Origin of the sequence: Chryseobacterium sp. CP-77 (genome assembly GCF_036362765.1) — a bacterium.
Classification (GTDB): Bacteria; Bacteroidota; Bacteroidia; order Flavobacteriales; family Weeksellaceae; genus Chryseobacterium; species Chryseobacterium cupriresistens.
In genome coordinates, this window is sequence record NZ_CP143637.1 from 378,541 (window position 1) to 391,363 (window position 12,823).

The 12,823-nt window shown below is 39.9% G+C and carries 8 protein-coding genes; all 8 read left to right on the forward strand.

What is annotated here, in order from left to right; all coding sequences use genetic code 11:
- Nucleotides 1-456: 456 nt before the first annotated feature.
- Complete coding sequence (locus tag V0410_RS01665; protein WP_047430953.1) at nucleotides 457-1,182, forward strand: NUDIX hydrolase; 726 nt, start codon at nucleotides 457-459, stop codon at nucleotides 1,180-1,182.
- A 15-nt stretch (nucleotides 1,183-1,197) separates the two neighbouring features.
- Nucleotides 1,198-2,682, forward strand: coding sequence for a xylulokinase (locus V0410_RS01670; RefSeq protein WP_330746050.1), 1,485 nt, complete (start codon nucleotides 1,198-1,200; stop codon nucleotides 2,680-2,682).
- Between the two features lie 107 nt (nucleotides 2,683-2,789).
- Complete coding sequence (gene xylA / locus V0410_RS01675) at nucleotides 2,790-4,118, forward strand: xylose isomerase (RefSeq protein WP_330746051.1); 1,329 nt, start codon at nucleotides 2,790-2,792, stop codon at nucleotides 4,116-4,118.
- Between the two features lie 93 nt (nucleotides 4,119-4,211).
- Nucleotides 4,212-7,106 carry a SusC/RagA family TonB-linked outer membrane protein gene (locus V0410_RS01680; RefSeq protein ID WP_330746052.1) on the forward strand — a complete coding sequence of 965 codons (2,895 nt, stop codon included), beginning with the start codon at nucleotides 4,212-4,214 and terminating at the stop codon, nucleotides 7,104-7,106.
- Nucleotides 7,107-7,118: 12 nt separating this feature from the next.
- Complete coding sequence (locus V0410_RS01685; protein WP_330746053.1) at nucleotides 7,119-9,077, forward strand: RagB/SusD family nutrient uptake outer membrane protein; 1,959 nt, start codon at nucleotides 7,119-7,121, stop codon at nucleotides 9,075-9,077.
- Between the two features lie 79 nt (nucleotides 9,078-9,156).
- Nucleotides 9,157-10,332 (forward strand): mannonate dehydratase, encoded by a 1,176-nt coding sequence (gene uxuA / locus V0410_RS01690; RefSeq protein ID WP_330746054.1) that lies wholly within the window; start codon nucleotides 9,157-9,159, stop codon nucleotides 10,330-10,332.
- A gap of 31 nt (nucleotides 10,333-10,363) precedes the next feature.
- A complete protein-coding gene (locus V0410_RS01695; RefSeq protein WP_330746055.1) occupies nucleotides 10,364-11,179 on the forward strand; it encodes an SDR family oxidoreductase in 816 nt (271 codons plus the stop codon).
- Nucleotides 11,180-11,403: 224 nt separating this feature from the next.
- Nucleotides 11,404-12,822 carry a glucuronate isomerase gene (uxaC, locus tag V0410_RS01700; protein ID WP_330746056.1) on the forward strand — a complete coding sequence of 473 codons (1,419 nt, stop codon included), beginning with the start codon at nucleotides 11,404-11,406 and terminating at the stop codon, nucleotides 12,820-12,822.
- Nucleotide 12,823 lies beyond the last annotated feature (1 nt).

Genomic DNA, 12,823 nt, shown 5'->3' on the forward strand with positions numbered 1-12,823 from the left:
GGTGTCTCCCAGATGCTGTTTTGTGGAGTTTTTTTATGTTTACATTCTTATATCATATTATTATTTAAGCTGACTGTTTCGTAATTATTTGTAGTTAGAGCATAAAAAATGGTAATCTAAAATGATGATTTACCTCTTTTTTAATAATGAAAAGTGTGCTTTTTACATTTTTTTTTCGTGCAAAATGAAAAAAAAAATAATTCTTCTTATCATAATATTTATTCAGAAAAAAATAATCTTTTTAAGGGTATTATAAAATTGCAATTGATTGTGAATTCATGTCTTATGAAATAAGTAAGTGTAAAATTAATGATAACCTTATCATATTTTTTATACAATTGATATCATAAAAATTCGATATGTAAATCATTGATAAGCAGTAGATAATAGCGGATTTATTTTTTTTATTCAGATGAATTTTTATATTTGTAATGTTACCAAAATGTTAACAAACTAATGAATCAGAACTTTATTCATACTTATGTCTCTGTAGATTGTGTTGTCTTTGGATTTGACCATGAAAACAGGTTGAATATATTACTAGTACAACGCCATGTTGATGACGTTCCGTTGGAAAAGCAGATCAAACTTCCTGGAAGTCTTATTTTCAGCGATGAGGATGTAGATGATGCAGCACAAAGGGTACTTCATGAACTGACAGGGATTAAAAAAATGGTTCTCAAACAGTTCAAATGCTTTGCCGATCCCATGAGAGCGAGCAATGCCCATGATATCAAATGGATGGATCAGGAATACAAACATCATATAGACAGGATTATTACAGTGGCCTATCTTTCTCTTTGTAAAATAGATCATAAGATCAACAGTACAAAATATGATACCGTAGACTGGTATCCTATTGATGAGGTTCCGGTACTGCCTTTTGATCATAACAAAATTATCACTGAATCTTTAATGGAGATCAGAAAATGGATTGAATCTGATTTCTCCATTATTTTTGAGCTGCTGCCTAAAAGATTCACCATAAGACAGCTTTATCAGCTGTACAGTGCTTTAAATGAAAAGAATATTGATATTAAGAATTTTCATAAAAAAATATCCTCATTCCCCTATATCGTTCCTTTGGATGAAATTCAAAAAGATGTATCACACCGCGCCGCAAGATATTACCGATTTGATGCTAAGATCTACAAGAAAAACAATACAAAACTTATAAAATAACCCTTTTAAAAAATTATGTACTTACTAGGCTATGACATTGGCAGTTCTTCTGTGAAAGTGTGTCTCATTGAGGCGTCCAGCGGAAAAGTGATTGCTTCTGAATTTTCTCCCAAAAAAGAGATGAAAATCACTGCTATAAATCCCGGCTGGGCAGAGCAAAATCCGGTAGACTGGTGGATCAATCTTAAGTTGGCACACGAAGCTGTCATGCATGAATCCGGAGTACATGCAGAAGATATCAAAGGAATTGGAATTACCTGGCAGATGCATGGGTTGATTCTTGTAGACAAAGATCAGAACCTTTTAAGACCATCCATTATCTGGTGTGACAGCCGTGCTGTACCTTATGGTGAAAAGGCTTTCAAAACCATAGGAGAAGAAAAATGTCTTTCACATCTGTTGAATTCACCGGGAAACTTTACAGCATCAAAGCTTGCCTGGGTAAAAGAAAACGAACCTGAGATCTTTGAAAAGATAGATAAAATAATGCTTCCCGGAGACTATATTGCCATGAGACTTTCAGGGCAGATAGGAATGACCATTGAAGGATTGTCAGAAGGAATATTCTGGGATTTTAAAAACAACTGCATTTCGGAGGATATCATTAACCACTATGGAATTTCTGAAAGTTTCTTCCCGGAAATTGTACCAACATTTGGTATTCAGGCAACAGTTTCAAAGGCAGCATCAGAAGAATTAGGCTTAAAGGAAGGTACACCTATTTCTTACAGAGCGGGAGATCAGCCCAACAATGCGCTTTCCCTGAATGTCTTTAATCCTGGAGAAATTGCCTCTACAGCAGGAACTTCAGGAGTGGTTTATGGAGTGCTGGACCAGCTGGAATATGATAAATTATCAAGGGTCAATACATTTGCCCATGTCAATTACACACCGGAACAGATCAGGCTTGGGGTTTTACTGTGTATCAACGGAACCGGAATTTTAAATTCCTGGCTGAAGCACAATTTTGCAACTTCGCTTTCTTCCTATGGTGATATGAATGATATGGCTTCACTTTCACCCATCGGATCTAAAGGGTTAAGCATTATTCCTTTTGGAAACGGAGCTGAAAGAGTGCTGGAAAATAAGGATACAAGCTGTTCAATTCACGGAATAAACTTCAATATCCATTCAAAAGGCGATATTCTTCGTGCAGCACAGGAAGGTATTGTATTCTCTTATGAATATGGAATGGATATCATGAGAAATATAGGCATGGATATCCAGGTGATCCGTGCAGGAAATGCCAATATGTTTTTAAGTTCAATCTTTCGCCAGTCGCTATCCAGTGTCAGCAATGCGGTTATTGAACTTTATGATACCGATGGAGCGGTAGGAGCAGCAAGAGCTGCCGGAATGGGAATAGGATTTTATTCAGATTCCAGAGAAGCATTCTCTTCACTCGAAAAAATAGCAGTGATAGAGCCCGAACATGAAAAACAGGAACAATATTTAGAAGCCTATGCCAGATGGAAACATCATCTTAACGAAATAATCTAGGACCATTACAACAGCATTTTTCGTCCTCTTACTGACTTTTCAGAATCAGTGAGAAGGGAATTTCTACGCAAAAAATTAAAAACAAAAATAAAAATAATCAAATAAATATGAACACTTTAACAGGTACAAAAGAGTTTTTTACAGGTATTGAAAAAATTAAGTTTGAAGGGAAGGAAAGTAAGAACCCGTTGGCATTCCGTTACTATGATGCGGAAAAGATCGTGATGGGAAAACCTATGAAAGACTGGACAAGATTTGCAATGGCATGGTGGCATACCTTATGTGCCAACGGAAGCGATCCGTTCGGAGGACCTACCATTCACCACCCATGGGATATCGGAAACGATCCGGTAACAAGAGCAATGCACAAAATGGATGCAGGTTTCGAATTCATGTCTAAAATGGGCTTCAACTATTACTGCTTCCATGATATCGATCTGGTAGACCCTGCCAACAACTGGAAGGACTACGAAAAAAATATGCAGACTATTGTGGAATATGCAAAACAAAAACAGCAGGAAACAGGAATTAAGCTTTTATGGGGAACAGCCAATGTTTTCACTCATGAAAGATACATGAACGGTGCTTCTACCAATCCAAATTTTGATGTAGTAGCCTGTGCAGGAACTCAGGTGAAAAATTCAATAGATGCTACCATAGCGCTTGGTGGTGAAAATTATGTTTTCTGGGGTGGAAGAGAAGGATATATGAGCCTTTTGAACACAGACATGAAGCGTGAAAAAGATCACCTTGCCCGTTTCCTTTCCATGTCAAGAGACTATGCACGCCAGCAAGGTTTTAAAGGAACTTTCCTGATTGAGCCTAAACCAATGGAGCCTACCAAACATCAGTACGATTATGATTCTGAAACCGTAATAGGATTCCTTAGACATTACGGATTAGATAAGGATTTTAAACTGAATATTGAAGTGAATCACGCTACATTGGCAGGTCATACATTCGAACATGAGCTTCAGGCTGCTGTTGATGCAGGCCTTTTAGGAAGTATTGATGCCAACAGAGGAGATTATCAGAACGGTTGGGATACAGATCAGTTCCCAATTGATTATTACGATATGGTTCAGGCTTGGCTTGTATTGCTTCCGGCAGGAGGTCTGGGAACCGGAGGGGTAAATTTTGATGCCAAAATCAGAAGAAATTCTATTGATGCTGAAGATCTGTTCATTTCCCACATTTCAGGAATGGATGTATTCGCAAAAGGTCTTCTTGCTGCAGCTGATATCCTTGAAAATTCAGATTACAAAAAGCTGAGAACAAACCGTTATGCTTCTTTTGATAACGGAAACGGAAAAGCATTTGAAGAAGGTACGCTTACACTGGAAGATCTGCAGAGAATAGCTCACGAAATCGGCGAACCACAGCCAAAAAGCGGAAAACAGGAATTGTTTGAAGCCATCGTGAATATGTATATATAATTAAAAATAAAAGGCTTATAAACACTAAGGATTTTTATACACAATAATTATTAAAGAGCCTTTTATTCAACAACTAATATTAAAATAATAATTATGAACCGATTTTATTTCAATAAAAGCAATAGAGCAGCACTGTTTTTTGCAATGACTCTATTGCCTTGCGGCATAGCATATTCACAGGTTAAGAAAGATACAGTAGCTAAAGAAAATAAAATAGATGAAGTTGTTGTGATAGGATATGGAACCCAGAGAAAAGAAGCTGTAACAGGTTCTGTAGCCACTGTAAAAGGAGATGCCCTGCGTGAAGTACCTTCTGCCAACATTACCCAGGCATTACAGGGAAGAACGGCAGGGGTAGATATCTCACAAACCTCCACAAAACCGGGGGCTGCCATGCAGATCCGTATCAGGGGAACACGATCTCTGACAGGAGATAATAACCCGCTGATTGTATTGGATGGTATTCCTTTCGTAGGGTCACTGGGAGACATCAGCTCAAGTGATATCAAAAGTATTGACATCCTGAAAGATGCTTCTGCTACAGCTATCTACGGGTCCAGAGGAGCAAACGGTGTTATCCTCGTTACCACCAACAGAGGAGCAAAAGGGCAGAGGCCCAAATTCAGTTATAATACCTTTACAGGAGTCCAGACATTGTTTTCAAAATATCCGATGATGGATGGTCCTAAGTTTGCAAAACTGCGTGCTTATGCCATTCCTGCAGGAAATACGACACCTTTGTATTCCAACGGAGCTGATGAAAATAACAGCGTCAATACTGACTGGCAGAGCCTGTTTTATAAACCGGCGATGATGACCAGTCACGATGTAGGGGTTTCAGGAGGAACAGAAGGTGGAAATTATAATGTAGGATTGTCCTATTTTAAACAAAATGCATTAATTCCTATTCAGAGTTACGAAAGATTCGCCCTGAGAATGGCGATTGACCAGCAGGTAGGATCTGTCTTTAAGTTTGGTTTTACAACCAATACAAACTATTCTGTTTCTGAAGGAAATGGGGTAAACCCAGGAGCTGTTTTAGGATATTCTCCTATTGCTAATCCTTATAATGCGGACGGAACTCCCAAAAGAGTAATGAGTACAGCTGGCGGTATCGATCAGACATGGATTTATACCAGAAGAAGCCTGGAGAGCCTGGCGGAGAAATATATTGACGAAACCAAATCTTTTGCATCCTATAACAACCTTTACGGAGAAGCCAGCCTTCCAATCAAAGGATTAAAATACAGGTTAAATGTAGGGTTGGATTTCCGTACTTCAAACAGCGGAAACTATAGTGGTGTAGGAGTCTTCAATACAAACCCTCTGGGACCGTCAGCTGCAGGAAGAGGGAATAACCAGACCTACCACTGGGTGTTGGAAAACCTTTTAACGTATGACCGTACATTTGGTAAACATAAGGTAAATGCTGTAGCTCTTTATTCAGCAGAACAGAATAAGTATACAAGCTCATACATGAGTGCAAAGAATGTTCCGGCAGACTTTTTCCAGTATTATAATTTAGGACAGTCGCCTCAGGCTGATATTACCGTAAGACCTGAAGACCAGGTGTACTGGAAAACCGGCCTGCTTTCAGCGATGGGAAGAATCATGTATACGTATGATAACAGGTACATGCTTACAGCGACACTTCGTGCCGATGGATCTTCCAGACTGGCACCGGGTAACAAATGGCATACCTATCCCGCATTATCACTAGGATGGAATGTTACCAACGAATCTTTCATGCAGAATATCAAAGCAATTAATCTCCTTAAATTCAGAGCCGGATGGGGACAGACCTCCAATCAGGCAGTGGATCCATATTCTACGATGGGAAGATTTAACGTTGCTCCTTATAACTACGGAAGTGCAGGAAGTACAGGGATCTATGGAAATCAGCCACCTAACCCAAGCCTGGGATGGGAATATTCAAAAACACAAAACTACGGAGTAGATTTCGGGATTTTGAACAACCGCCTTACAGGGAGTGTGGAGTATTACAAAACCCATACCTATGACCTGTTAACACAGAAAAGCCTTCCGGCATCAAGCGGATGGTCTTCCATTGTTTCCAATGTAGCAGAAACAGAAAATAAAGGAGTTGAAGTTTCTTTAAACGGGGTTATTTTTGATAATCCGGATGGATTTACCTGGGAAGCAGGAGTTAATTTTTACACCAATAAAAACAAAATTTTATCGCTTGCATCCGGAACACAACGTGACATCAATAACTCATGGTTTGTAGGACATAATATCAATTCATTGTATGATTATCAGTACATCGGTCTTTGGCAGGCTGGTGACCCGTATCAGAGCATTCTGGAGCCGGGAACTGCTGCGGATGTTATAGGATCTATCAAGGTTCTTTATACCGGAGGCTATAATGCTGACGGAACTCCGGTAAGAGCAATTGGACCGGATGACAGACAGATTTTTGATACGGCTCCGAAATTCCAGGGAGGTTTTAATATGCGCTTTGCCTACAAAAATTTTGAACTGAGTACAGTAGGAGCTTTCCAGCACGGAGGAATCCTGGTGAGTACGATTTACGGATCAGCAAGTTATCTTAACAGATTAACGGGAAGAGGGAATAACGTGGATGTAGACTACTGGACAGAAGACAATACAGGAGCTTATTTTCCACGTCCGGGGCGCCATCTGAGTGGTGATAATCCGAAGTATTCTTCAACTTTAGCCATGTTTGATGCTTCTTATCTTAAGCTTCGTACCATTACTTTAGGATATAATGTCAACAAAGATTTTTTAAAGGATCTGAAAATTACCAGCTTAAGAATTTACTTCACCGTGACTAATCCTGTTGTACTATTCTCACCGTATCATAAGTTCTCAGGGATGGATCCGGAACCGAACTCTTTCGGAAATGAAAATCAGGCGGTAAGCGGATATCAGAGCCGCCAGCTTGTTATAGGAACCAATAACCCTTCCACAAGAAATTACTTAATGGGACTTAACTTAACCTTTTAAAACTGTATTGTCATGATAAATTTTAATAAAAAACTGTTATTAGGAGCAATCTTTTTATCCTTAACATTTACAGGTTGTAATGAAATTCTTGATGAACAGCCAAGATCAATATATACCGCTGATTATTTTAATACGCCGGATGGTGTTAATCAGGGATTTACGGCTTTATACAGACAGATGAGATTACTGTATGGCAACGGCTACTTTATGAGCAATTGTCAGAACGGAACTGATGAATCTACCTGGGCACAAAGTGCGGATGGAAACTTCAAAGAATTGGATATGTCCGGAAACGGGATTATCAATTCCAATACCTTTCCTACAAGTATGGTCTGGAACTCCGTATTTCCGTATATCAATACTGCCAACGGAATTATTGAAAAAGGACCAGGATTCGGAATTGCAGAATCTATGATTTCTGAAGCCCGTTTCTTCCGCGGATTTTACTACTTCATGCTCGTACAGACCTATGGAGGAGTTCCTCTGGATTTAGGAGCAGGAGAATTGAAATATAACACTTTACCTTCCACCTCTTCCGTAAGAAATACCGTACCGGAAGTATATACAAAAACGGTTTTTGCTGACCTTAAAAAAGCAATAGAAAATTTACCTGCATCACCAAGGGTAACGGGAGGTGTAACCAAAAATGTTGCAAGATTGATGCTTGCCAAAGCTTACCTTACTTATGGATGGTGGCTGCAGAATCCAAACGGAATTCCAACGTATCCTGAAACAGCAAGAACTGACCCGGACGGACACAATGCCCAGTGGTATTTCCAGCAGGCTTATGATATCGCCATGGAAGGAATCAACAATCCCGGACCTTATGCGCTTCAGCCTACTTTCTATGATGTGAATGTAGGTTCCAATGACAGGAATGCCGAATCGATGTTGTATGCAGATCATACTCAGTCGAGCACATACTATAACGAAAGTGATCCTGTAGGATTCGGATCAGGCTGGGCTCCGGACAATTTTGCAGCATGGATGCAGACCTGGAACTATACTGCCATCAAAAGTAGTAGAACAACAGCATGGTTAGGGGCAGACGTTGTTAGCCCCGTACAGAGAGAAGCATCACAGCCTTTGGGACGTCCTTGGGTTCGTATGTGTCCTACTTTAGGGGTTATTAAAAATACTTTTGCAGATAAAACCAACGATTCCCGTTATGACGGAACCTTTGTAACCACTTACAGAGGAAACTGGAACAAGAATGGAACGGGTCTTACGACAGTACCTGTACTTTATAATGCCAATAATCTGCCTGTACAGCCAGGAGGAGCTATTTTAAGCTTCCTTAATGATGACAGCCAGACTCCTTCTTATCCTACGGGAGCAGGGCAAAGTGGTGTGGGAGCAGGAACTCTGTCAGGAAGAGCAGACTGGGTCATTGCACCGAACGGAATCAGCAGAATTGTATATCCTGGTCTTTGGAAAATAGGAACTTACCGTACCGATGATCCAAATGGATTAGGATATCCGAATGCAGGATTAACCCGTCCTTTCAGTGTTGCCAAATTTTCAGAATTCTATTTTATTGCTGCAGAAGCAGCTGTAAAAGGTGCTTCAGGAGCTATGACAGCCAGAGATCTTATCAACGTCATCCGTGCCCGTGCCGGAAAATGGAAGTTCAATAATGCACAGAATACCGCTTATGTAGCAGATAACAGTGCAGCGATGACGGCTGCTACGCCATCTGTAATTACCATTGATTATATCCTTGCAGAAAGATCCCGTGAATATTACGGAGAATTCTACAGATGGTATGATCTGGTACGTACACAGAAGTGGGGAGATTATGCGGCAAGTTATCAGATTGGAGGAGCTTCTTATGGAGATCATGCTCCGCAAACGGTTACTAGAACGATAAAACCATTTCATTATCTGAGACCGATTCCTCAGAATCAGATTGATGCGATGGAAGTATCGGCAGATATTAAAGCAAAATATCAGAATCCAGGATACAATTAATTTCATTCTACATTCATATCAGTAACAGAGTAGGTGTGAAAAGCACCTGCTTTGTTTATCTGAATTAAATTTTAAAACTATGGAAAAAACCTGGCGTTGGTTTGGCAAAAAAGACAAAATAGCACTCACCACACTTCGTCAAATAGGAGTAGAAGGAATTGTTTCTGCCCTGCACGATATCCCAAACGGAGAAATCTGGAATTCAGAGGCCATCAATGATTATAAAAACTATATAGAAAGCCACGGACTTCGCTGGTCTGTTGTGGAAAGTCTTCCCGTGAGCGAAGCCATCAAATATGGAGGTGAAGACCGTGACTCTTTAATAGAAAATTATATCATAAGCCTGGAAAATCTGGGTAAAGCAGGTGTTACAACAGTTTGCTACAACTTCATGCCCGTTCTTGACTGGGCACGCACCGATCTTTTTCACGAATGGGAAGACGGTTCATCCTCTCTTTATTTTGACAAAGCCAAGTTTGCGTACTTCGAAATTCATATCCTTAAAAGAGAAGGAGCAGAAAACGATTATGACCCGGAAATCCTTCAAAAGGTAGAAGAATTAAAAAATACCTTAACGGAAAAAGATAATCATGACCTGATAGACTCAGTCATTGTAAAAACACAAGGATTCGTGAATGGAAATATCAAAGAAGGCGAATTGAATCCTGTAGAAAAGTTCAAAAGTCTGCTGGCTTTGTACGATGGTATAGATAAGCATCAGCTTCGTCAGAACATGAAATATTTCCTTGAAAAAATAATGCCTGTCTGCGAAAAATGGAATATCCAGATGTGTGTACATCCTGATGATCCGCCTTTTTCATTACTGGGCTTACCCAGAATAGTGACCAATGAAGAAGATATCGACTGGCTTCTGAAAGCTGTTGATAATCCTCACAACGGATTAACATTCTGTGCCGGATCTTTAAGCGCCAACCTTCAGAATGATGTTCCAAAGCTTGCGCAAAAATTTGCCAACAGAACCAAATTCGTTCACCTGAGAAGTACAAATGTCTTTGAAAACGGTGATTTTATCGAGGCTCATCACCTGGGAGGAAGAGGAAAGCTCATTGAAGTGATCCGTGTATTCGAAAAAGAAAATCCTGATCTTCCGATGAGGATTGACCATGGTAGGCTTTTAACGGAAGATGTTGACAAAGGATATAATCCCGGCTATTCATTTTTAGGAAGAATGCTGGCATTGGGCCAGATCGAAGGAGTAATGGCTGCAGTACAGTCGGAATTACAAAAAAATTAATCTGCGTTTGTAATAAATAATAAAAAGTAAAATGAAAGACCTGTTTAGTATTGAAAACAAAGTAGCAGTCATCACAGGGGCTTCGGGCGTTTTAGGAGGCAGCCTTGCCAAAGGTTTTATAGAAGCCGGAGCAAAAGTTGTTGCACTGGGAAGAAACCAGGAAACACTGGAAGCCCGGGTAAAAGAACTGACAGATTTGGGCGGAGATGCACTTGCTGTAGAAGCCAATGTGATGGATATTGAAAGCCTTGAAGCCGCTTCAGTGAAAATAAAGGAAAAGTATGGCCGTATTGATATTCTGCTCAATATAGCGGGTGGAAATATTCCGGCAGCCACCTTATCTCCCGAACAGTCATTTTTTGATATGGATATGAAAGGATGGGCAGAGGTTACCGATCTTAATATCAACGGAACCGTTTACCCTAGCTATGTTTTCGGAAAAGTAATGGCTGAGCAGGGGAGCGGAAACATTATTAATATTTCTTCCATGGCTGCGTATTCAGCAATTACAAGAGTAGCCGGATATTCTGCCGCCAAATCAGCAATTACCAATTTTACCCAATGGCTGGCCTCTGATCTGGCATTGAAATTTGGAGATAAAATACGCGTTAATGCCGTGGCTCCCGGATTTTTCATTGGAGATCAGAACCGTGCAATCCTTCTGAATCCGGATGGAAGCTTAACGGAGAGAAGCAAAAAAGTAATGGCGAAAACACCCATGCAGAGATTTGGAGAAGTAGAAGAACTGAACGGGGTTGTACAGTTTCTGTGTTCCGATGCTGCAAGTTTCATCACAGGAGCACTGATTCCTGTTGACGGAGGGTTCAGCGCATTCAGCGGAGTATAAAAAGCTAATTTCTTCATATCATCAAACAGAACCTTAGTGGTTTCATTAAGGGTTCTGTTTTTAAATGTAGACACCTAAGTGTTGTGAAAATCTTTGATTTTCATCTTATGTGAACTTTTCTGCATAAGCATAATTGAAGTGTTCTAAAAACAAAGCTTTTGTGACTTTTGTGGTTTTGCAGAGCTTAAACAAGTTAATTAAATCCAGGATTGTAAAAATAAATAATGAGTAATTCCATTAAAAATAAAAACGTTTTCGGAGAATTGTTTTTGCTTGAATCAGCAAAGGCAGAGAATCTGTATTTTGGATATGCCAAAGACATGCCGGTGATCGATTATCACAATCATCTGGAACCGGATGTTATTTCTGCTAATCAGAACTTCCGTTCTCCAAATGCTATCTGGCTGGATGGTGATCATTATAAATGGAGAGCCATGAGAAATTTTGGCATTGATGAACAATTTATTTCCGGAAATGCTTCTGATCACGAAAAATTCATGAAATGGGCAGAAGTGGTGCCTTATACCCTTCGCAATCCGCTGTTTCACTGGACCCATCTGGAACTCAAAAATCCTTTTGGTATCAACGAATATTTATCACCCAATAATGCAGATACGGTATATCATCAGATGAATGAAAGTCTGCAGACAGACGGCTTTTTACCACAATCCATCATTCAGAATTTTAAAGTAGAAGCGTTGTGTACTACGGATGATCCTGCAGATGATCTGGTTCATCATAAAGCTTTAAAAAACAGTGGATTTAACACAGCTGTTCTTCCGGCTTTCCGCCCTGATGCTTATATTAATATGATTAATTCCGAACAGTATCTTTTAGGAATTAAAAAGCTTGAAAAAGTCTGCGGGTTTTCCATCGTGTCAGCTTCTGATCTGTTGAATGCACTTCACTCCAGAATCAATTATTTTGTGGAAACAGGAGCAAAAGTAGCGGATCACGGCTTTGAATATTTCCCGGATACCACAAAGTGGAATCAAAACCTTGAAAAAGAGTTTTCAGAATTTCTGAAAGGGAATATTCCGACATTTTCCGACCCGGATGCCTTATGCGGTTATATGCTGAAAGAGCTTTGCAAAATGTATGCAGAAAAAGGATGGGTACAGCAGTTTCATGTAGGGGCAACCCGAAACAACAATTCAGAAATGTTCAGGAAAATGGGTGCTAATGCAGGATACGATGCCATTGGAGAACCCTATTATGCACAGCGGTTGAGTGTTTTGCTTGATGCATTGAATTCAGAAGGAAAACTGGCCAAAACCATTATATACAATCTGAATCCGGCATGTAATGAAGTTCTGGCAGCCCTTGCCGGAAATTTCAACGAAGGAGGCATAAAATCCAAAGTACAGTTTGGAGCAGCCTGGTGGTTTCTCGATCAGCTCGACGGGATGACCAAACAGATGAATACACTTTCCAATATCGGTCTGATCAGCACTTTTGTAGGAATGCTTACCGATTCCCGAAGCCTGCTGTCATTTTCAAGACACGATTATTTCAGAAGACTTTTGTGCAATCTGTTTGGAAGTGAAATGGAAAGAGGTCTTCTTCCCGATGATGAAAAATGGGTAGGAAAGATCATTCAGGATATCTGTTATCATAATACCAAAAATTATTTTGAAATCTAAT